Source organism: Modestobacter sp. I12A-02662 (genome assembly GCF_041028325.1).
Lineage (GTDB): Bacteria > Actinomycetota > Actinomycetes > Mycobacteriales > Geodermatophilaceae > Modestobacter.
In genome coordinates, this window is sequence record NZ_JABGDE010000014.1 from 51,788 (window position 1) to 73,047 (window position 21,260).

Here is a 21,260-nt window from a genome sequence, read left to right on the forward strand (position 1 = left end):
TGTGCCGGTCCGGGGTCGGCGCCGGGGGCGGCGCACCCGCCGGCGAGGTGGCCCGGCGGCGCCTGCGCACCCGCCCGTCGTCGGTCACCCGGGCGTCACCGCGGCCCGCCGGACCAGCTCGCGCACCGGCAGCCCGGCCGGCAGGGTGCCCGGCACCGCACCCCAGTCGCCCCCCAGCCGGGTGGCGCAGAACGCGTCGGCGACGGCCGGCGGGGCGTACCGCAGCAGCAGGGACGCCTGCAGGCACAGCGCCAGGCGGCCGGCGATCCGGCGGGCCCGCAGCGGGAGCTGGTCGGGGTCGCCCAGTTCCGCGGCGAGCGTCCCGAGCGCCGCGTCGTAGCGCGGGTCGGCGCCGCGGGCGGTGTCCAGCTCGGCGGTGACCGCGGCCAGCGCGGCCGAGCCGCTGCCCAGCGAGCGGAGGACGTCGAGGGCGATGACGTTCCCCGACCCCTCCCAGATCGAGTTCAGCGGGGCCTGGCGGTAGAGCCGCGGCAGCCCCGACTCCTCGACGTAGCCGTTCCCGCCGAGCACCTCCAGCGCCTCGGCCACGACGGTGGGGGTGCGCTTGCAGACCCAGAACTTGGCGACCGCGCCGGCCAGCCGCAGCAGGTCCCGCTCGCCGGCGTCCTGGGCCGCGGCCAGCCGCACGGCCAGCGCCGTCGCCGCCTCGCTCTCCAGCGCCAGGTCCGCCAGCACGTTCTGCATCAGCGGCTGGTCGACGAGCAGCGCGCCGAAGGCGGACCGGTGCCGGGCGTGGTGCACGGCCTGGGTCAGCGCCGCGCGGATCGTCGCCGCGGAGCCCAGCACGCAGTCCAGCCGGGTGGTGGCGACCATCTCGATGATCGTCGGGACGCCGCGGCCCGGGTCGCCGACCAGCCAGCCCGTCGTCCCGTCGAACTCCACCTCGCTGGAGGCGTTGGACCGGTCGCCGAGCTTGTCCTTGAGCCGCTGCAGGCGGAAGACGTTGCGCTCGCCACCGGGCAGCACGCGGGGCACCAGGAAGCAGGACAGGCCCTCCCCGGTCTGGGCCAGGACGAGGAAGAGGTCGCTCATCGGGGCGGAGGTGAACCACTTGTGCCCGGTCAGCGACCAGCTGCCGTCGCCGTTCTCGCCGGCCCGGGTGGTGTTGGCCCGGACGTCGGAGCCGCCCTGCTTCTCGGTCATGCCCATCCCGGCGACCAGCCCGGGCTTCTTCCACGGGTCGGTCAGCCCGAACCGGTAGGTGCGGCTGGTGAGCCCGGGCTCCAGCTCCGCGGCGAGGTCGGGAGCGGCGCGCAGCGCGGGGACGGCGGCGTAGGTCATCGTCACCGGGCAGGCGTGGCCGGCCTCGACCTGCGTCCACCCCAGGTAGCCCACCGCCCGGCGGACGTGCCCGTGTGGGCTCGGGTCTGCCCAGGGCGCCCCGGCCAGTCCGTGCCCGACCGCCGTGCCCATCAGCTCGTGCCAGGCCGGGTGGAACTCCACCTCGTCGACCCGGTTCCCGTACCGGTCGTGGGTGCGCAGCCGGGGCGGGTTCTCGTCGGCCAGCCGGCCCCACTCCTGCGCCTGCTCGCTGCCGGCCAGGGCGCCGAGATCGGCGAGCGAGGTGAGGGTCGGGGCGTCGGCGTGCCGGACGCATGCCTCCGCGAGCGCGGCGTCCCCGGCGATCGGGTCGTACCCGAGCAGCGGGGGCACCTGGTTGGTCACCGTGTGCGTGACGCTCATGGCCGCACCGTACGAGACCGGGGTGCCGGTCCGGGCTCAGGAGCGGCGGACCAGACCGTTCAGGGCGAGCAGCGCGGCGGGGGCGTAGCCGAGGACCAGCGGGGCGGGTCCCTGGATCCGCAGCCCGGTCGTCGTCCCCCCGTCCGGGCCGGGCGACACCCAGTGCAGCAGGCGCAGCCGGATCGGGCCCAGCTGGACCGTCCAGCGCCAGCGCCGGCCGCCGTCGTCCACCTCGTCGACCACGAAGGGCAGGGACACCCCGACCGGCCCCCGCACCCGCCCGGTGACGCCCGGCGCGATCCGCGCCGCGTCGGTCTCCACCCCGGTGATCTGCGGCGCCCAGCTCGACCAGCGGGCGGGGTACAGGTAGCGGTCCCATGCCTCCGCGGGGTCGACCGGCCCGGTGGCGTGCAGCGTCAGCGTCGTCACCTTCCCGGCAGTGCCCCGCCGGGTTCGCCGTGGAACCCGACGACGACGGGTCAAGCCGGGGGGCCGCCGAGCAGCAGCTGGCGCAGCAGGTGGACGGCGAGGGTCGTCGAGCGCTGCCGCACGGCCTCCCGGCCGCCCCGGACGGCGGCGGACTTGGCGGCCGCGCCGTCGGGGCCGACCACCGCCAGGTGCACCGTCCCCACCGGCTTGTCCAGCGATCCGCCGCCAGGACCGGCGATCCCGGTGACCCCCACCCCCACGTCGGCACCGAACCGCCGCCGGGCCCCCTCGGCCAGCGCCGTGGCCACCGCGGGGCTGACCGCGCCACCGGCCGCCAGCGTCTCCGCCGGAACGGCGAGCAGCTGCTCCTTGGCGCTGTCCGCGTACGCCGCCACCCCGCCGAGCACCCGCCCGGACGAGCCGGCCGGCGCGGTGAGCCGGGCGGTGAGCAGCCCGCCGGTGCACGACTCCCCCACCGCCACGGTCCAGCCGCGGTCGTCGAGCGCCGCAGCGACGAGCTCGTCGACCGACGGCCCCTCGCTGTACAGCGCCACCCCGAAGTCCGCGGAGACGGCCGCGGTCAGCCGCGCGTACGCCTCCTCGGCGTCCGGGGCGTAGCGGGTGACGATCTCCAGCTCGCCGTCCCGGAGGCAGGTGGTGACCTCCAGACCGGCCAGCTGGTCCTCGACCCGGCGCAGCGTCACCGCCAGCTCCGACTCCGGCGGGCCCCACAGCCGCAGGGTCCGCTGCCGCAGCTCGGTGGCCCCGGCCAGCGCCCGGCGCACCGGCTCCGCCGCCAGCGCGGCCGGCCACATGCCCTGCAGCTCGGCCGGCGGGCCGGGCAGCACCAGCACCGGCGGGCCGGTGCGCCCCTCGGCGACCGGGACGACGAGGCCCGGCGCCGTCCCGACCGGCTCCAGCACCGTGGCCCCCGCGGGCACCCGCGCCTGCTTCGCGATGCCCGCGGCGTTGGCCTCCGGCGCGGTCTGCCACCCCCGGAGGGCGGTGAGCCGGGCGACGACGGCGAGGATCCGCTGCTCCAGCGCCGGGTCCACCGACGACGGGCGCCCCTGGAAGGCTCCCACCACGGCCGCGGTCAGGTCGTCGGCGGTGGGGCCGAGCCCGCCGGTGGTGATCACCAGGTCCACTCCGCGGCCGACCAGGAACTCCAGCGCGGACTCCAGGTCCTCGCGCCGGTCGCCGACCACGACGACCTGCCCGACGTCGACGCCGCGGGCGCGCAGCGCCTCGGCCAGCCACGGCCCGTTCCGGTCGGCCACCCGACCGGTGAGCACCTCGGTCCCGGTGACGACGATCCCCGCGCGCACTGCCACGGGCCGACCCTAGGGTGACCGCCGCCGTCCGGCAGGCCGGTGGTGTCGGCGTCGGCTCCCCGAGCGCCCCCTACCCCGCCAGTACGGTGGTCCGCGGCTCTCGACGACCGAGCCCGATGCCCCGTGCGCTGCGGGTGCCCATCGCCGCCCGTCCCGTGAGGAGGACCGATGAGCCAGCCCCATCCGCCGATCCCGGAGCCGCAGCAGCAGCCGCCGCACGACCCCGGGGACGACGACCCCCGTACCCGGTCGATCCTGCTGCCGCCCAGCCAACGCCCCACGTCCGCGCCGGCCGAGCAGCCCCCGCCGATCCCGGCGACCCCCGCCGAGGAGCACGCCGACCCCGGACCGGCGCACGTCGTGCCCGGGTTCGGCGGTGCGGAGTCCACCGGCAGCTCCGCCGCCCCGGCCGGAGCCGCGCAGCCGGCGGCCGCGCCCAGCGGTGCGCCGCCGCCGGTCCCCGGTCCGATGACGACGCCGGGGAGCCCGTTCGGGGTGAACCCGGCCGGTCCGCCGCCCGTGCCGCCGTCGCCCGTCCCGGGGCCGGGTGCGGCGCCGCACCACGCCGCCGGGCACACCGCGGCACCCGCCGCCCGGCACTCGGCGTTCGACGCCGTGCGCTCGGCCGGGCGCTCGGCCGGGAGCCCGGCCGGGCGCAGCGGGGCCGTGCTGGCCGCGCTGGGGCTGGGGGTGGCCGGGCTGGCCGTGCTCGAGGTCGGGCTGGTCCTCGGCTTCGGCAGCGAGTCGCTGTGGGACGTCGTCCCCACCTGGTCGGCCTTCGCGACGGTCGCCGCCCTGGTGGCGCTGGTGCCGGCGGTGGCCCGGCTCGCCGGGCGGCCGTCCACGCGCACCGCGTGGCGGATCGGGGCGGTCGGCGCCGCGGGCGTGGCCGCGTTCTGGGTGCTGATCGGGCTGCCGCTGGTCGCCAGCGACCGCGGGTTCTGGCTCACCGCCGCGGCCGCGGCGGCCGGCGCCGCCGTCTGGCTCTCGCCCGGCCGCACCGGGTGAGTGCGCAGCAGCGCGGCCGGGCCTGGCTCACCGCGGCCGCACTGCTCGCCGGCGCCTCGCTCGGGCTGCCGTGGGCGGGTGAGCTGATCGGCGCGGAGCTGCCCGCCCGGGTCGCGGTCGTGCTGGGGGCGGCGCTCGCCGTCGTGGGCGTGCGGACGGGTCGGGACCGGGTGACCGTCGCCGCCGCCGTGGTCGGCGCGGCCGGTGCCCTCGGAGGCGGCGGGCTCACCCAGCCGACGGGTTCGCCGGGCCGGCTGGCGCTGGCCGCCGCGGTCGTCTGCCTCGTGCTGGGCGCCCGGTCGGTCGACCCCGGCGGTGCCCGGGCCCGGAACGGGGCGACCCGGCGCTGACCGGCCAGGACCGGTCAGCCCCTGCGGCCCCCGTCGCCGTTGCCGTTCCCGTTCCCGTTCCCGTTCCCGTTCCCCTTGTCGGAGCGGTCGTCGGAGCCGTCGCCGGAGCCGTCGTCCGTCGGGTCGGCGCCCTCCTCGGACCCGGTGCCGCCGTCGCTGCCCTCCTCGGAGCCGTCGGGGCCCTCGGCGGCCTCCGGGGCACCGGCGTCCTCGCCGTCCTCGTCGCCGCTGGGGGCCGGGGTCTCGGTGGGCTCGGGGGTCGGGGGCGGCGGCGGGGTGGGTGCCGGGGGCTCGGCGGCCGGCGCTGACGTCGGGGGGACGGCGGCCGCTCGGGTCACCTGCTCGACCGGGGCCTGCGGCGCGCTGTTCCCCGACGCGCTGTCCGCGGGGGCCGCCGCGAAGCTCACCAGCACCGTGTCGCCAGCCTCCAGCCGGTGGGCGAGCGGCGCGACGTCGACGACCAGGCCCGGGTCGCTGGCGCGGGTCTCCACCGGCTGGGTCTGCACGACCACGCCGAGCGCCTCCAGCTGGATCCGGACCGCGTCCACCGGCCGGCCGACGTAGTCGGCGGGGTCGAGGTCGACCACCGCGGGCTCGGCGGTCACCGTCGGCCCGGCCACCTCGGCCGCGGCCGCCGCGGTCCCCGGGTCCCCGGGCGCGAAGGACTGCAGCACCAGCACGGCGAGGCCCGCGCCGACCAGGAGGGCGATCAGCGGCACGAGCAGCCGACCGACCCGGCCGCCCGCCCGGTCCGCACCGGGCGCCCGGGTGCCGGGCGAGGTGGCCGGCGCGCTGCCGCTGGCGTACACCGCCGCCTCGGGGAGCAGCCAGAAGCTCTGCGTGTCGGTGCGCTGCACCGGGGGGAGGGTGCGCCCGGCGCGCAGCTGGTCGATCGCGGCGACGACGGCGTTCCCGTCGGGGTAGCGCTGCGCCGGGTCCTTGACCAGCGCCCGCTCGATGAGGGTCCGGACGCCGGCCGGCAGGGTCTCCGGCAGCGGTTCGGGCTGGTCGCGCAGGTGGCGCAGCGCGATCGCCACGGAGTTGTCGCCGTCGAAGGCGCGGTGGCCGGTGAGCAGCTCGTAGCCGACCATCCCCAGCGCGTACACGTCGCTCGCGGGGGTCGCGTGCGCGCCGGCCGCCTGCTCCGGGGACAGGTAGGACGCGGTGCCGATCACCTGACCGGTCTGGGTGAGCGGCACGCTGCCCGCGGACCAGGCGATCCCGAAGTCGGTGATCTTGACGGTGCCGTCCGGGCGGACCAGGACGTTGCCCGGCTTCACGTCCCGGTGGACGACGCCGGCGTCGTGCGCGGCACCGAGTGCGGCAGCGGTCTGGGAGAGGACGTCGAGCACCCGGTCCGGCGGCAGGGCGCCGGCCCGGGCCAGGACGGCGGAGAGCGGCTCGCCCTCGACGAGCTCCATCACCAGGTACGCCAGGTGCTCACCGGAACCGTCGATCGCCGGTTCCTCGCCGTAGTCGTACACCGCGGCGATGTTGGGGTGGCTCAGCGCAGCCGCGTGGTGCGCCTCGGCGCGGAACCGGGCGAGGAAGAGCTCGTCGCCGGTGTACTCGCTGCGCAGCACCTTGATGGCGACCGGGCGGCCGAGCAGCTCGTCGTCGGCCCGCCACACCTGGCCCATGCCGCCGGTGGCGAGCAGGGAGCGCAGTCCGTAGCGGTTCCCGAGGGTGCTCCTCGCGGGCTCCACCACGTGCGCGTCCCCCTCGTCCCACTGCCTCGTCCGGTGCCCGGCCCGTCCTCGGCCGGCGCCGGCGAGCCGGACGCACCGGGACAGGGCATGCCCCACCCGGCCGGTCGTACACATGGGTTCGGACACGGTTCGGACACACGGTCCGACGCAGCATGGAACACCGGGACGTGACGGACCGTTCCCGTCAGCCCCGTGGTGCCGACCACTCCCGGGCGAGCAGCTCGCCGGCCTCGGTCAGCCAGCGCGCCGGCTCGGCCATCGACGCCTCCGGGGAGCCCGCCAGCTCGGTCAGCGACACGGCCCGGGCGACCGGGAGGTCGTCGCCGGCGTCCACCCGGCCGGCGACCACGGCGACCGGGACGCCGGCCGCGCGGGCCCGCTCGACCAGGCTGCCGACCACCTTGCCCCGCAGCGACTGCGCGTCGAACTGGCCCTCGCCGGTGACCACCACCGCGGCGCCGCGCAGGGCGTCGTCCAGCCCGGCCGCCTCGGCGACCGCCGTCGCCCCGCTGACGAACTCCGCGCCCCAGGCCACCGCGAAGCCGTAGGCGGTGCCGCCGGCCGCGCCGGCGCCGACCGCGTCCCGGTCGCCGCCGAGCAGGTCCGCGAGGTGGGCCAGCGCGGCGTCGAGCTCGGCCACCTGCTCGGGGGTGGCCCCCTTCTGCGGGCCGAACTGCCCGGCCGCGCCCAGCGGCCCGAGCAGCGGGGCGGTGACGTCGACCAGGCACCGCACCCCGCCCGGCGGTGGTGGGGTGAGCCCGCTGAGGTCGGCGGTGGCCAGCCGGGCCAGCGCGCCGCCGCCCGGGGGGAGCTCGGCGCCGTCGGCGTCGAGGAACCGGGCGCCGAGCGCGGTGAGCGCGCCGGTGCCGCCGTCGGTGGTGGCCGACCCGCCCAGGGTGAGCATCACCTGATGCACACCGGGGTCGGCGACCACCGCGGCCAGCAGCTCGCCGAGGCCGCGGGTGGTCGCGTTGAGCGGATCCGGCCGCTCCAGCAGCGGCAGGCCCGCGGCCTGGGCCATCTCGACCACCGCCGTCCCGTCGGGCAGCAGCAGCCAGCGCGCCTGCACCGGGCGGCCGTCCGGGCCGCTGACGCCCTCGGTGTGCCAGCAGGCGTCGGGCAGGTCGTGCCCCAGCGCCTCGAGCGTCCCCTCGCCGCCGTCGGCGAGCGGCAGCGTCACCAGCTCGTCGTCGGGACGGTGGCGGCGCCAGCCCGCGGCTAGCGCGTCCGCCGCGGCGGTCGCGGTGAGGGTGCCCTTGAGCGAGTCGGGGGCGAGCACGACCTTCAGCCGACCGCTCACTGTTCTCCCTCGGTTCCGGTAGCCATGCCCGGCAGCCTGGCCGGTGGGGGGCCGGTGCGGCAAGCCCGGGGGCGGGCGGCAGTATGCGGGGTGACGGCGGCGGACGCCCGCCGGTCGGCTCCGGACGGGAGTGCGCGCGTGACGGGAACCGCGGAGGCCTTCTACCTGCCGCTGGGCGAGGGCCGTTTCGCGCCCACCCGGGCGACGGAGAGCCCCTGGGACCACAGCGCCCAGCACGGCGGTCCGCCGTCCGCGCTGCTCGGCCACCTGGCGGCCGCCGCGGCCGGCCCCGGGCAGCGGGCCGCGCGGGTGAGCGTCGACTTCCTCGGCCCGATCCCCCGCCGGGAGCTCACCGTCGAGGTGGCCCCGGTGCGCCCCGGCCGGCTGATCGCGCTGACCGAGGCCCGGATGCTGGTCGACGGCCGGGCGGTGGCGGTGGCCCGGGTGTGGTCGCTGCTCACCGGGCCCCGCCCGCCGGTGGTCAGCGAGCCGGCGCCCCCGCCCGCGCTGCCCTCGGCGTCCGCGACCCCGGCCCAGGTGCTGCCGCACCTCACCGACTGGGGCTTCGGGCAGGCGCTGGAGTGGCGGTACACCGCCGGGTCCCCGCACGAGCCGGGCCCGGCCGCGGTGTGGACCCGGGTCCGGCTGCCGCTGGTCGCGGGCCAGGAGCTGACCGGCCTGGACCGCGTGCTGGTCGCCGCCGACGCGGCCAACGGCGTCTCCGCGGAGCTGCCCATCGACACGTGGTGGTCGATCCCGCCGGGGATGACCGCGACCCTGCTGCGCGAGGCGGTCGGTGAGTGGGTGCACCTGGACGCCTGCACCGTGCTCGCCGAGGACGGCCTCGGGCTGTGCTCGGGCACGCTCGCCGACGCCGGCGGCCCGGTCGGGGAGGTGTCCCAGCCGCTGCTGGTCCGGTCCCGCTGATCAGCTGAACAGCGCGCGGCCCCACCAGTCGTCGCCCCCCGTGACCCCGGGCGGGCAGGCGAACACCGCCGAGGACGTGTGCTGGATGTACTCGGGAGCTTGTCGGTGCGCAGGTTGCGCTGGACCTGCACGAACCCGGTCTCCGGGTCGCGCTGGAAGCAGATGAAGAACAGCCCGGCGTCCAGCCGGCCGAGCGAGTCGGAGCCGTCCACGAAGCTGTAGCCGCGCCGCAGGATCGCCGTCCCGGAGTTGGTCGGGTGGGCGAGGAAGACGTGCGAGGTCTCCGGGATGGCGAACTCGCCGTCCACCTGCGTGGTGAAGTCGACCGGGTCGTACTCCTCCCGCTGGCCCAGCGGGGCGCCGGTGCCCTTGGTGCGGCCGATCGTCTGCTCCTGGTCCAGCAGCGACTGGTGGTCCCAGGTCTCGATCTCCATCCGGATCCGCCGGGTCACCAGGTAGGAGCCGCCGGTGAGCCAGTCCGGTCCGTCGCCGTCGGCGACCCAGACGAACCGGTCCAGCGTGGCGGTGTTCTCCGCCTTGAGGTTGTCGGTGCCGTCCTTCATCCCGAACAGGTTCCGCGGGGAGGCCTGCCCGGTGGACGTCGAGGACGTCCGGCCGAAGCCCAGCTGCGACCACCGCATGGTGACCACGCCCAGCCCGAGCCGGGCCAGGTTGCGGACGGCGTGCACCGCGACCTGCGGGTCGTTCGCGCACGCCTGCACGCACAGGTCGCCGCCGCTGATCGCCGGGTCGAGCTCCTCGCCCTGGAAGGCCGGCAGCTCCCGCAGCTGCGCCGGCCGGCGGTCGGCGAGCCCGAAGCGGTCGACGCCGTCCGCCGTCCGGAACAGCGTGGGCCCGAACCCGATGGTGAGGGTCAGCCCGGAGGCGGGCAGGCCGATCGCCTCGCCGGTGTCGTCGGGCACGGCGTACTGGCTGCCCGGCACCGCGCCGACCGGCCCGGCGTCCTGCCCGGCGGTGATCCGGCGGGCGGCGGCGGTCCAGTCCTGGAGCAGCCGGACCAGCCGGTCGCGGTCGTCGGTGGTCACGTCGAAGGCCACGAAGTGCAGCCGGTCCTGCTGCGGCGTGACGATGCCGGCCTGGCGCGGGCCGGGGAAGGGAACGGCGTCCGCGGCGGTGGAGCGGGCCGCCGGCGCAGGCTCCCCGGTCGTCGCCCGGCCGATCGCCCCGCCGGTGACGCCGGCGACCGCGGCGCCGGCCGCCCCGGCGCCGGCCAGGCCGAACAGCCGGCGCCGGGAGAGCCCGGCGGCCGGTTGCTGGGGGTCCGTGCCCTGGACGGCACCGGAACGGGACTTGCGCACCACGTCTCCTGCTCAGCTGCCCGGCGGGCGCGCGGCAGCGCCCGGGGCGACGTCCGGTCGGTTGCTCGGCGACCACCGCCGGCACCTGGCTGACCTCGGCGGCGAGCGCGTTGATCGAGTCGGACGGCCCGCGCAGCTGGTCCTCGGTCAGGTCGGTGTAGATGGTCCACCCGTCCCCGGCACGGTACGTGCCCAGCTCGGCCGTGGCCGCGGCGAACTGCTCGTCCAGGGCGGTCGCGAGGTCCGGGTCGCGCTCCTCTATGACCGGGCGCAGCGCCTGGATCGCCGCCTCCGAGCCCTCGAGGTTGGCGGAGAAGTCGTAGAGGTCGGTGGGCGGGTACCGGTCCTCCTCGCCGGTGATCTTGCCGGTGGCGATCTCGTCGAGCAGGCCGAGCGCGCCGTTGGCCAGGTCGAGCGGCTGCAGCTCGATCGTCTGCACCCGGGAGGCGAGGTCGTCGACGTCGGCCATCAGCTGGTCGGCCACCGGGCCGGACGCCGAGATGTCACCGGTCTCCCACAGGTCCCGCTCCAGCACGTGGAAGCCGGTCCAGGTGTCGCCCTCCTCGACGTCGTTCACCCGCGCGTCGATCCTCGGGTCGAGGTCGCCGAAGCTCTCGGCCACCGGCTCCACCCGCTCGAAGTACGCACGGGACACCGGGTAGAGCGCCTGCGCACCCGGGATGTCGCCGGCCTTCACCGCGTCGACGAACTCCCGGGTCCGCTCCTGCAGGGCGCTGACCTGGTTCTGCACGTAGCGGGTGTAGCCGTCGACGGCCTCGGCGAGCGCCTCATCGTCGGACAGCTGGGCCGCCTCGCCGGTGACGGTGAGGCCCGAGCGGATCCCGTCCGCGGTCATGCCGGGCTTGCAGGCGGTCTCGTAGTCGCCGGCGGGGAGCTCCACGCGCAGGTCGCGGGCTCCGCCGGGGGCGATGTTCTCGACCTCGCCCATGACCCGGTCGCCCTCGGCGTAGACGTAGAACTCGGTCACCTTCGAGCCGGTGTTGGTGACGCTGAAGGTGTGCACCCCGGCGTCGAGCTCCGCCGTCGCCACCTCGCAGGTGTCGTCGGTCGCGGCGACCGCGACGGCCTCGGCGCCGTCCGCCGGCGGTGCGGGGTCCGACGACCCCCCGCAGGCGGTCAGGGCCAGGGCGGTCAGGGCGGTGAGCCCGGTGAGGCGGGTACGGCTGCGCACGCGCATCGACATGCTGGGTGGTCTCCGGGACGACGGTCGTGGCCGGGGCGGAGGCCTCCGGGACGAGCGGGGCGGTCCCTGCGACCGGCGACGTAGGGAAGGCTCACCTCAGTAAGTCCGACCTCACCCGTACAGCCTCCGGGTGTCCTGGCCCGGGCGGTGCGGCGCGGCGCCCCGGCCTGGTAAGCCTGCGGTCATGGACGGCGGTGTCCCGGAGCGGGTGCGCGGAGCCGGTGGGCGGGAGGCCCGCACGGAGAGGAGGCCCACCATGGCCGACGGACAGGGCCGGCCACCCGGGGCTGGAGCCGGCCGGCCGGTGAGCCCGGGCGGGCCGCCGCCGCGTCCGCCGGTGCGCAGCCCGCTCGCCCCGCCCGCCCCGCACCGTCCGCGCCGGGCGCCGGCGTCGCTGCGGGCCGCTGCCTGGTGCTGGGCCGGAGCCGTCCTGATCGGCCTGGCCGGGCTGGTCACCGCGGCCGTGGACCTCGCCGGGACCCGGCAACGGGTCACCGGCACCGCGCGGGCCGCCGACCCCTCGGCTCCCGACGCGCTGCTGCGCGACGGCGCGGACACCACCATCGCGCTCGTCCTCGGCTCGACCGCTGCGCTGACCGTGCTGGTCGCGGTGGCGCTGGTGCCCGCGCTGCGCCGGCGCCGGCCCGGCCGCCGCTGGCTGCTCATCGGGCTGGGCGCCCTGCTCGCGGTCGCCGACGCGTTCAGCCAGGCGGTGGTCGCCGGAGGCCCGGAGGTCGACCGCTGGGCCTTCCTGGTCCAGGGCGTGCTGGCGCTGGCCGGGACGGGTCTGCTGCTGGCGCCGTCAGCGGCCGTCGCGGGTGGTCGCCGCCACTGAGCCGGGCAGCCCGGCCAGCACCGCCTCCACCGCCCGGGCCAGCTCCTCGGCCGCGTCGGACTCCGGCCGCCGGGCGGCCGGGTCCGCCGCGCGGGCCCGCGCGCGCCGGAGCGCGGTCAGCGCCGCCTGCCGCACGTCCTCCACGGCGGCGTCCGGGGGGAGGCCCAGCCGGATGGCGGCGTCGGTGCCGTGGGCACCGAGCAGCCGCTCGGCCTCCTCCCGCTGGGCCCGGGGGAAGGGACCGTCAGGAGCCCGGGTCCGGGTCAGCAGCTCCAGCTCGGCCAGGTCCCGGGCACCGGCCCGGACCCGCTCCACGTCCCGCTCCAGGACGCCGTCCGCCGAGGGCGGCAGCCCGGCCAGCAGCCGCTCCAGCAGCGCCAGCGCCGTGCCGGCCTTGAGCTGGTCGCTGCGCCGGGTGAACTGGACCGCCAGGAGGCGCTGCAGCTCCGGCAGGCCGCTGCGGGTCACGAGCTCCTCGGCCAGCGCCGGAGCGTCGTCCACCCCGGTGCGCACCAGGGCGACCGCCAGCCGCACCCCGAACAGGCCGAGGCGTTCCAGCAGCGAGGCCCGCACCGGCAGCGGCAGACCACCGGGTGCCTCGGGCCGGAGGAAGCGGTCCGCGGTCAGCAGCAGCGGCTCGGTGTCCGCCCGGTCGGCGCGGGCCAGTGCCCGGACGGCGACGAAGTCCGCGTGCCGCAGCGTGCGGCCGGCCAGGGCGAGGAGCCCGGCCACCGGCAGCACGGTCGCCGAGAGCGCCCGGACGGCGGGCAGCTCGGCGGCCTCGGCGGCCAGCTGCTGCGCCGTGAGCAGCGCGTCCAGGCGCCCGCCCCCGGCGTCGTCGGCCCGGGAGAAGACGGTCAGGGTCGTCGCCGGGGAGCCGCCGCAGGACTCCTGCACCGCGGCGAGGAAGGCCAGGTCGCCGGGCTGGAACCGGCGGGTCAGGAACACCACCGCGTCGGCTCCGGACAGCTGGTCGCCGGCGTCGAGGACGGCCTGCGTGCGCGCGCTCGCATCGGCCGACAGCGAGGCGATGCCGGGGGTGTCGATCAGCGTCGCCGGCGCCAGCCCGGTCGCCGGCCACTCGACGACCAGCCGGTCCACCTCGTCGGCCGGGGTGTCGGCCAGGTCCAGGCGCAGCTCGCCGTGCTCCCGCCGGACGGGGAGCGGGCGCCGGGTCCCGTCGGCGGCGTGCAGCACCACCCGGGGCAGCGGGGCGCGCTGGTACCAGGTGACCACCCGGGTGCACTCCCCGGCGTCGGTCGGCGCGAGCCGCTCGCCCACCAGCGCGTTGAGCAGGGTGGACTTGCCCGCCTTCACCCGGCCGGCCAGGGCCACGCGCAGCGGCTCGTCGAGGCGACCGCGCAGCGCGCGCAGCCGGTCGACCGCCGCCGGTCGCCCGGCGTGCTCGTCGAGGGCCCGGTCCAGCAGGCCGCGCACCTCCGCCGGCAGGTCCGGCGGGCCGGCCGCCGTCACGCCGCCGCCACCGGCGTCCCGGCCAGCCGTTCGACGTCCCGGTTGCACCGGTCGACCTGGTCGAGCAGCTGCCGGAGCACCCGCAGCCGCGCCTCCCGGTCCGCGGTCCCCGTCTTGGCCGAGCGCTGCGCCGAGCGCAGCGCCTCGGTGAGGGTGCGCGAGGTCTCGTCGGCGGTGTCGGTGACCAGGTCCCGCAGGGTGCGCTGCACCTGGCGCAGCCGGTCCTTCAGCTGCTTGGCCACCTGGAAGACCACCTCGTCCAGGTGGGTGCGCACCGCGGCCCGCGCCTCGGCCTGCCGGCGCTGCCGCCGCACCGCCTTGTCGTCCCGGTAGGCCTTGCTGCCGATCACCAGGCCGACCGCCAGGGACACCGGGTTGATCAGGGCCATCCCGGCGAGGCTGGTGACCAGGCCGGTCATCAGGATGCCGCTGTAGGACCCGCGCATGCCGATCAGCACCCGCTGGGAGACCGTCAGCACCCCCCGGTCGATGTCCGTGAGCTCGACCAGCTGGCCGAGCACGTCGGCTCCGTCGCCCACGGTCAGGTCCGGCAGCGCCTCCCCGCCGTCCCGGGTGAACTGCTCCACCACCTGGCCGGCCAGCCACTCCGACCGCTGGGTGGCCCACACGTAGCTGTCCCCCACCGCGGCGGCCACCCGCTGGTCCAGCCAGGCGGCGAAGTCGTCCCACCACGCGCCGGGGTCGTGGGCGTCGATCGCCTCGTCGGCCTCCCGGATCACCGCCCGCGTCCGGTCCCGCAGGTCGTGGTCGATGTCGGCCATCAGGTCGGTGACCCCGTCGGCGAGCAGCTGCTGCCAGCGGGCGGACTGCCGGCGCAGCTGGTCGACCCGGTCCCTCGCCGTCTCCAGCTCCTGGACGAACCGCTCGGCGTGGCCGGGGTCCTGCAGCGCCGCGAGCTCCGTGCGCAGCGCCAGGGACAGCTGGCCGGTGACCGAGCGGAGGTCGGCGAGCAGCGCCCGGTGCCGCAGCGCGTGCGCGCGGTCGACCACCTCGCGGCGCAGGTACGCCGCGAGCGCGGGCATCCCGCTCTCCTCGTGCAGCTCGCGGTCGCGCCGCTGCACGGCCAGCAGCTCCAGCGTCGCCGACACCGGGAGGACGGGGGCGGCCACCTCGTGCGCGGCCAGGTGGCCGCGGTCCAGGTCGGCGACCCGGCGCCACTCCGGGTACGCGTCGGTCTTGGCGAGCACGCAGGCGACCGCCGGGCACAGCGCCGCCGCCTGGCGGAGGAAGGCCATCTCCGGAGCGGTGAACTCCTGGGAGGCGTCGGAGACCAGCAGGACGGCGTCGGCGGTGGGCAGCAGCTCCAGGACGGCCAGGTCCGCGCCCGCCCCGACCCCGCCCACGCCCGCGGTGTCGACGACCTCCAGACCCCCTCCCAGCAGCCGGCGGGGCAGCTCCACCTCGGCCCGCACCAGGCGGCGCTCGCCGCTGGTCCCGGCGGCGGCCGCGGCCACCGCCGCGGGGAGCTCGCCGACCGGCACGGTCACCCGTTCCAGCTGCGGCTCGCCGCTGAGCGCCGGATCACCCGGGACGGCGGCCGAGGCGAGCAGCAGCTGCGCGGCGGCGGTGTCCCCGCCGCGCACGAGCGTGGGGACCCGGGTCGGGGAGACCGCGTCGACCCCGCAGACCGGGGCGCCCACCAGCGCGTTGACCAGCGAGCTCTTCCCCTTGCCCGACTCGCCCACGACCAGCACCCGGGTGCTCGACCGCAGCATCCGCTGCCGGGCCGCGGTCAGCCGCCGGACCAGGTCCGGCCGCTCGCACGCCGTCGCCGCGGCCAGCACCGCGTCGACCAGCGCGACCGGCGTCGCCTCGTTCGGTGTCGCCACGTCCCACCCCCCACGTCGGTCGGCACCCGGCCGACAGTGTGACGCCCTCCCCGACCGGCGGCCCGGTCCCACGCCCACCCTGCGGGTGGGAGGAACCGGGCCACCGGGGGGCCGGAGGTCAGATCGTGAGGTTCGCTTCCTCGACCGCCAGGGCGTCGTCGGCGGCGACCGCGCTGTCGGTGACGTTGCCGGCGAAGTTGCCGTTGCCGCTGTCCTCGACGTCGACGTCGTAGCTGAGCTCGCCGCCGGCGCTGCCGTTGCCGAGCACCACGTCGTCGAGCTCCACGTCGATCGACTCGTCGTCGAAGGAGTCGGTGAACGTGGTGTCGATCGAGGTGTTCTCGGTGGACTCGGTGAAGGAGTCCTCGACGTCGTTGCCGACCACGTTGCCGTTGCCCTGCACGTTGCCGTTGCCCAGCAGGACGTCGTCGACGGTGACGTCGTCGCCGTTCTGCACCGTGCTGCCGTCGCCCAGCGCGTTGCCGTTGAACGAGTCGTCGACGTCGACGTCGACCGACCGGTCGCTGTTGTCGACGTCGTTGCCCTCGCCGACCGCGTTGCCGTCGCCGCGCACCGTGTTCCCGGAGTTCTCCAGGTCGATGTCGGTGTTGAAGGAGTCCTCCGGGTTGAAGGAGTCCTCGATGTCGACGGCGACGGAGTTGTCCGTGCTGTTGTCCACCCGGGCGTCCTCGATGTCGCCGCCGGCGACCAGGCTGCCGCCGGTGGCCACCACGACCTCCTCACCGAACACCTGGTAGAGGTCGCCGTCGGCCCACACGCCGTTCGAGGCGTCGATCTCGGTCGTGTGCTGGTAGCTGTAGGTGGAGTGGATGTAGCGGATCTGCTCGACCGCCGAGGCATCCCCGGACGGCCGGACGGCCCCGGCCACGAACGTCGGCGATGCGGCGGCTGCGGCCGCCGGAACGGCGGTCATGGCCGCGGCCGGGGCGAAGTCCGCGAGCATCGGCAGCACGGTGTGCACGTCGTCGGGGCAGACGTCAGCGAGTCCCGCAGCGGCGAGCGTCCCCTCGGGGTCGGCGGTGAACTCGCGCGCCGTCTCCGGGTCGCGCAGCAGCTCGAGGATGAACTCGAGCAGCGAGTTCGCGATGTTGGTCATGAGGTCCCCCCAGGTCCGGACCGGGCTCCCTCGCCCGGCTGCCGACAGCAGTCAACGGCCCCCCGGGTGGCCGGGGGATCGGGGACCGGCCCCCCACCTGCGGGGGCCCGATGGGGGAACCGACCCCCGGTGGCGCCGTCCCGCACTCGGATGCTGACCGAGCGTGAGGATTTCCGGGGTGTCGGTGGTCGGCGGCGATCGCTCCGTCCCACATGTCGTCAGCAGCCGCACGGAATGCCACCGGCCGGTTACGTTCCCGGCGGCTGGGGCGACGGTGTCCAGCCGCACTGCGGGGGGAAGCACATGCGCACGGCGCCGTACACGCTCGGGATCGACGTCGGCGATCGGACGGTGGTCGCCGCCGTCTGGCGGCTGGACGACGGCGGACGGCCCGAGCCGCTCCCCCTGGCCGGCGACGGTCTCGCCCGGCCGGCGGTCGTGCGCGTGGCACCCGACGGCCGGCCGTTGCCGCTCCCCGGCCCCGTTCCACCCGGCGCCGGCGACGCCCTGCTCGGCTCGGCCCTGGACCGGGTCGGCTCACCGGTGCCGCTGCGCGCGGGTCCGCACGCGCTCCGCCCGGCCGACCTGGTCGCCGCCCTGGCCGCCGGTGCCCGCCAGGTGGCCGAGGAGCGGCACGGTGCACCGCCGTCCGCGACCGTCCTCACCGTGCCCGCCACCTGGGGCGAGCACCGGCGCGACGAGCTCATCGCCGCTCTGCAGGCGGCCGGTCTCGCGCCGGTCGCGCTCGTCGCCGGCCCGGTCGCCGTCGTCGCCTCCTCCCTCGCCGACGCCGGGACGCCCGTGGCGCCCGGCAGCACCGTCGCCGTCTACGACCTCGGCGCCAGCACCCTCGACACCGCGGTCGTGACCGTCGCCCCGGACGGTGCCGCCGAACTGGCCGCCGTCCCACCGCCGCCGCTCCCGTGGGGCGGACGGGACCTGGACGACGCCGTGGTCACGCTGATCGGGCACTGCCTGCGCGCCGAGGAGGTGCCCGACGGCGACGGGCCCGCCCCCGCGGCGGTGCGCGCGGCCGCGGTCGCCGCCAAGGAGGAGCTGTCGTCGGCCACCGACACCCGCGTCGTCCTCTCCGCGGCCGGCCGGCCGGTGGCCCTCCGCCTGGTCCGCACCGACCTCGAGGAGCTCGTCGCCGAGGACGTCGAGGCCTCCGTCGCGACGCTCTCCCGGACCGTGGCCGAGGCCGGCTGGTCCGTGCCCGACCTCGCCGCCGTGGTGCTCGCGGGAGGCAGCGCGCAGATGCCGCTCGTCGCCGCGACCGTCTCGGCGGGGCTCGACCGCCCGGTCGTCAGCGATCCGCAGCCGGGACTCTCCGCAGCCCGCGGTGCCGCCCTGCTGGCGGCCGAGCTGCTGACCGCCGGACCCCCGGAGGTGGACGAGCCCGCGGCCGCCCCCGTCGGACCGCCCGCGCCGCTCCCCCACAGGGTCACCCCCCGCCGCCGGACCACTCCCCGCCGCGCCGGACACCGGACCGCAGCGCGGGCGCTGGTGGTGCTGGCCCTCCTCCTCGTCGTCACGAGTGGAGGGACCCTCGTCGTGTCCGCCTGGCGCACGACGGAGGTGCCCACCGCCGCGGCGAGCGGCGGCACCGACGACGACGTCGCCGGTTCCGGTGCTCCCGGAGGCGGGTTCACTCCTGCGGCTCCGGAGCTGGCCGACCCCGGTGGCGCGCCGGGGGCGGCCCCGCTGCCGGCCCGGACCGCGCCGGGCTCGCTCCGGGGAACGGCCGCCGGGCCGACACTCCCCGGGACGACGCCTCCGGGGACGACGCCTGCCGGGACGACGGGCAGCACGCCGCCCTCCCTCGCGGGCGAGCCGGGGACCACGTCCTCCCCCGGGCCGGGCGACACCGGGGCCCCACCCCCCGGTGGCCCGCCGAGCAGCGAGCCCCTCCCGCCCGACACCGAGCCGCTGCCGCCGGGCAACCAGCCGCCACCGGGCACCCAGCCACCGGGCACCCAGCCACCGCCGCCGGGCACGGAACCGCCGCTGCCACCGCCCAGCACAGCCCCACCGCCCCCGAGCACGACTCCACCGCCGCCGAGCACCGAGCCACCGCCCCCGAGCACCGAGCCGCCCGCCGGCGGGGGGTCGACCACCCAGCCGACTCCCGGGGGCGGTTCGGCTCCCGACCCGGCCCCGTCCCCACCGGCGGACGGCGCAGCGGACGGCGCGGCGGACGGGCGGTGACCGCCGGACGACGCGATGCGGCAACCGGCTGGGCGGTGCCGGCCGGGGCGGCCGACCTGCTCCGCCGGCTGCGGGCGGACGAGGGGCCGCGGTGCGTCCTCGTGCAAGGGGCCGGGGGCACCGGGAAGACGCTGCTGCTCGCCGAGCTGGCCGCCGCCTGGCGCGCCGCCGGCGTCCCGGTGACCGACCTGGCCGCCGCACCCCTCACCGGGCCCGGCCCGCGGGCGGTGCTGGTCGACGACGCCCAGCGGCTGACCCCGGCGGAGACCGCCCGGCTGCGGCAGCTGCTCGGCGCGCCGGGCGTGCGTGTGGCGGTCGCCGCCCGGCCCTGGCCGCGGCCCGCCGGACTGCTGGCCGCGCTGGAGGAGGCGGTGGACGACCGGGCGGTGGTCGTGCTCGGGCACCTGAGCAGGGAGGCGGTCCAGCGCTGGGTGACCGCGGTGCTCGGTGCCGTGCCGGCGGAGCTCGGGGAGTCCGTGGCCCGGCGGACCGGTGGCCTGCCGGTGCTCGTCGCCGACGCGCTCCGGCGGGGCGCCGCGGCGGCCGGGAAGCCGAGCCCCGAGCCGGGCGAGCTGCTCCGGTCGCTCCTCGCCCTGCTGCCGGAGGACGACCGGTCCGTGCTGCACGCCCTGGTCGCCGGCGCCCCGGCCGACGCGGAGGTGCTGGCCGAGGTGCTGGAGGTGGCCCCGCGTCGGGCCACGGAGCTCCTCTGCCGGGCCCGCGCCACCGGGCTGCTGCTGCCGGGGGGGACCGTCGTCCCGGTCGCCGCCGAGGCGCTGCTGGCGGCCGGGCCGGCGGACGTCACCCGGGCGGTGCGCCGCCGGCTGCTGGGGGTGCTGCTGGACCGGGGCGAGGACGCCCTGCCGGTGGCCCGGGCGATGGCCGCCGACCGGGTGCGCGACCGGCGCGGGGCCGCTCTGCTGGCCGAGTCCGGCAGCGCGGCGCTGGGCGCCGACCCCGCGCTCGCCGGGGTGCTGCTGGACGAGGCCGCGGCCTGCGGAGCGCCGCCGGACGGCCTCGCTGCCCGGCGGGCGGCCGCGGCGGCGCTGACCGGGGACCTCGACACCGCCCTGCGCTGGGCCGACTGCGCGCTGGCCGACGACGCGGCTCCCGACCGGGCCCGCGCGGCCGGGGTGGCGGCGGCCGTGCTGGCCCGGCGCGGGCTGCTCGCCGACAGTGCCGAGCTGCTGCGACTGGCCGGGCCGGACCACGCCGGGTCCGCGGCGGTGGCGCTGCTGGGCCTGGGTGCCACCGAGGGAGCGGCCGCTGTCCTGGCGTCGTCCGCACCGCCCACCCTGGTGTCCCGGAGCGAGCGGCTGGCGGCCGCCGGGTTGCTCCGCTCGCTGCGTCCCGCCGCCACCGACGGGGACGTCGCCGCCGCGCTGTCGGACATGACCCGCGCCGCGGGACTGCTGGAGCCGGTCGGACAGGCGGTGCTGCTGCCGGACACCCCGGCCGCACTCGCCGCCGTGCTCGCCCTGCACACCGGCGAGCTCACCACCGCGGAGGAGGTGCTCGAGCGGGCCCTGGCCGCCGACGTCGGTGGCCCGAACGCCCGGGTCCGGCACCTCCTGCTGCGGGCCTGGACGGCGATGCTGCGCGGTAGCAGCGACACGGCGGGCGAGCTGCTCGCCCGGGGGGCGGGGGCGGGCCGGCTCGAACCGCGCGACGAGCTCGTCGCCCGGGCCCTGGAGGCCGGCCTGGCCCGCCGGGCCAGCGACCGCCTCGCGCTGGGGACGGCGTGGGCGCAGGCCCGGCAGGCGGTGCTGCGCCATCCCGTCGACCTGTTCTCGCTGCTGCCGCTCGGCGAGCTGGTGGTGGCCGGGGCGCGGCTGACCGACGGGGAGCGGCTGGCCCCGCACCTGGCCGAGGCGCAGGCGCTGCTGGCCCGGCTCGGCGATCCACCCGTCTGGGCGGCGCACCTGCACTGGAGCTGCGCGCAGGCCGCCGTCCTGACCGACACCCCGGCGGCGCTGGAACCGCACGCCGCCGCCCTCCAGGACGCGGGACGGACCAGTCCGTACGCCGCCGCTGCCGCGGCTGGGGCCCGGTGCTGGCACCGGCTGCTGGCCGGGGAGGTGGACGCGGCGGCGGTGACCGGCGCCGCCACCGGGCTGGCGGCGGTGGGCCTGGCCTGGGACGGCTCCCGGCTCGCCGGCCAGGCGGCCGCCCGCGCCGTCGGCCCGGCGGACCGGGCCGGGCTGCTGCAGTGCGCCCGCTCGCTGGCCGGGAGTGCGGACGACGCGGCGCCGTCCCCGCCGAGCCGCTCCCCGGCGGGCACCCCGGCCGCGCCCGGGCTGCTCAGCCAGCGCGAGCGGGACGTCGCCGAGCTGGTGGTCGCCGGGCAGACGTACAACGAGATCGGCGGGCGCCTGTACATCTCGGCGAAGACCGTCGAGCACCACGTGTCCCGGATGCGGCAGCGGCTGGGCGCGAGCACCCGCTCGGACCTGCTCGCCCGGCTGCGGGCCGAGCTGGCCCAGGGGGCCTGAG

The 21,260-nt window shown here is 77.9% G+C and carries 14 protein-coding genes and 2 pseudogenes; 6 read left to right on the plus strand and 10 right to left on the minus strand.

The features are described 5' to 3' along the window. Positions 1–84 precede the first annotated feature (84 nt). Genes HL189_RS19550 through HL189_RS19560 form a run of 3 tightly spaced genes read right to left on the minus strand, consistent with a single transcriptional unit; the run spans position 85 to position 3,467 of the window. Complete coding sequence (locus HL189_RS19550) at positions 85–1,704, minus strand: acyl-CoA dehydrogenase family protein (protein WP_369135399.1); 1,620 nt, start codon at positions 1,702–1,704, stop codon at positions 85–87. Positions 1,705–1,740: 36 nt separating this feature from the next. After that, positions 1,741–2,133 (minus strand): SRPBCC family protein, encoded by a 393-nt coding sequence (locus HL189_RS19555; protein ID WP_369135400.1) that lies wholly within the window; start codon positions 2,131–2,133, stop codon positions 1,741–1,743. A 50-nt stretch (positions 2,134–2,183) separates the two neighbouring features. After that, entirely contained in the window at positions 2,184–3,467 is a 1,284-nt protein-coding gene (locus tag HL189_RS19560; protein WP_369135401.1) for a competence/damage-inducible protein A, read from the minus strand. A 168-nt stretch (positions 3,468–3,635) separates the two neighbouring features. On the opposite strand from HL189_RS19560, the gene HL189_RS19565 reads away from it, so the two are divergent. After that, complete coding sequence (locus HL189_RS19565; protein ID WP_369135402.1) at positions 3,636–4,475, plus strand: hypothetical protein; 840 nt, start codon at positions 3,636–3,638, stop codon at positions 4,473–4,475. Next, complete coding sequence (locus HL189_RS19570) at positions 4,472–4,825, plus strand: hypothetical protein (protein ID WP_369135403.1); 354 nt, start codon at positions 4,472–4,474, stop codon at positions 4,823–4,825. Before HL189_RS19565 ends, HL189_RS19570 begins: the two co-directional genes overlap by 4 nt. 14 nt (positions 4,826–4,839) lie before the next feature. Here HL189_RS19570 and HL189_RS19575 read toward each other — a convergent pair whose 3' ends face one another. Then, entirely contained in the window at positions 4,840–6,534 is a 1,695-nt protein-coding gene (locus tag HL189_RS19575) for a protein kinase (protein ID WP_369135404.1), read from the minus strand. Positions 6,535–6,718: 184 nt separating this feature from the next. Further along, positions 6,719–7,834 carry a glycerate kinase gene (locus HL189_RS19580; RefSeq protein ID WP_369135405.1) on the minus strand — a complete coding sequence of 372 codons (1,116 nt, stop codon included), beginning with the start codon at positions 7,832–7,834 and terminating at the stop codon, positions 6,719–6,721. 24 nt (positions 7,835–7,858) lie between these two features. Here HL189_RS19580 and HL189_RS19585 point away from each other — a divergent pair, with 24 nt between their 5' ends. Further along, the gene (locus HL189_RS19585) at positions 7,859–8,761 is read left to right on the plus strand and encodes a thioesterase family protein (RefSeq protein ID WP_369135480.1); all 903 of its coding nucleotides are present in this window, start codon (positions 7,859–7,861) and stop codon (positions 8,759–8,761) included. 155 nt (positions 8,762–8,916) lie between these two features. Here HL189_RS19585 and HL189_RS19590 read toward each other — a convergent pair. Together HL189_RS19590 and efeO are read right to left on the minus strand one after the other, a co-directional pair. Next, positions 8,917–10,083, minus strand: a pseudogene (locus HL189_RS19590) (Dyp-type peroxidase); the annotation flags it as partial. 79 nt (positions 10,084–10,162) lie between these two features. Beyond that, a pseudogene (gene efeO / locus HL189_RS19595) lies at positions 10,163–11,284 on the minus strand (iron uptake system protein EfeO); the annotation flags it as partial. A gap of 256 nt (positions 11,285–11,540) precedes the next feature. Between efeO and HL189_RS19600 the strand changes: the two are divergent. Next, complete coding sequence (locus HL189_RS19600; RefSeq protein ID WP_369135406.1) at positions 11,541–12,119, plus strand: hypothetical protein; 579 nt, start codon at positions 11,541–11,543, stop codon at positions 12,117–12,119. Here the strand turns inward: HL189_RS19600 and HL189_RS19605 are convergent. From HL189_RS19605 to HL189_RS19615, 3 genes are all read right to left on the minus strand, one after another. Next, the gene (locus tag HL189_RS19605) at positions 12,087–13,592 is read right to left on the minus strand and encodes a dynamin family protein (protein WP_369135407.1); all 1,506 of its coding nucleotides are present in this window, start codon (positions 13,590–13,592) and stop codon (positions 12,087–12,089) included. The genes HL189_RS19600 and HL189_RS19605 overlap by 33 nt on opposite strands. Further along, on the minus strand, positions 13,589–15,442 hold the full coding sequence (locus HL189_RS19610) for a dynamin family protein (protein WP_369135408.1): 1,854 nt from the start codon (positions 15,440–15,442) through the stop codon (positions 13,589–13,591). The genes HL189_RS19605 and HL189_RS19610 overlap by 4 nt, the downstream gene beginning before the upstream one ends. A gap of 118 nt (positions 15,443–15,560) precedes the next feature. Continuing rightward, on the minus strand, positions 15,561–16,559 hold the full coding sequence (locus tag HL189_RS19615) for an IniB N-terminal domain-containing protein (RefSeq protein WP_369135409.1): 999 nt from the start codon (positions 16,557–16,559) through the stop codon (positions 15,561–15,563). Between the two features lie 303 nt (positions 16,560–16,862). Here HL189_RS19615 and HL189_RS19620 point away from each other — a divergent pair, with 303 nt between their 5' ends. After that, positions 16,863–18,767: an Hsp70 family protein gene (locus HL189_RS19620; RefSeq protein ID WP_369135410.1), complete on the plus strand. Its 1,905-nt coding sequence runs from the start codon at positions 16,863–16,865 to the stop codon at positions 18,765–18,767. After that, positions 18,764–21,259 (plus strand): LuxR C-terminal-related transcriptional regulator, encoded by a 2,496-nt coding sequence (locus HL189_RS19625; protein WP_369135411.1) that lies wholly within the window; start codon positions 18,764–18,766, stop codon positions 21,257–21,259. The genes HL189_RS19620 and HL189_RS19625 overlap by 4 nt, the downstream gene beginning before the upstream one ends. The last annotated feature ends 1 nt before the right edge of the window (position 21,260 follow it).

What these genes read in the sequence shown, in the direction of transcription:
- HL189_RS19550 (WP_369135399.1), bottom strand. Translation starts at nt 1,704, where the DNA reads ATGAGCGTCACGCACACGGTGACCAACCAGGTGCCCCCGCTGCTCGGG.
- HL189_RS19565 (WP_369135402.1), top strand. Translation starts at nt 3,636, where the DNA reads ATGAGCCAGCCCCATCCGCCGATCCCGGAGCCGCAGCAGCAGCCGCCG.
- HL189_RS19585 (WP_369135480.1), top strand. Translation starts at nt 7,859, where the DNA reads ATGCCCGGCAGCCTGGCCGGTGGGGGGCCGGTGCGGCAAGCCCGGGGG.
- HL189_RS19600 (WP_369135406.1), top strand. Translation starts at nt 11,541, where the DNA reads ATGGCCGACGGACAGGGCCGGCCACCCGGGGCTGGAGCCGGCCGGCCG.
- HL189_RS19615 (WP_369135409.1), bottom strand. Translation starts at nt 16,559, where the DNA reads ATGACCAACATCGCGAACTCGCTGCTCGAGTTCATCCTCGAGCTGCTG.
- HL189_RS19620 (WP_369135410.1), top strand. Translation starts at nt 16,863, where the DNA reads ATGCGCACGGCGCCGTACACGCTCGGGATCGACGTCGGCGATCGGACG.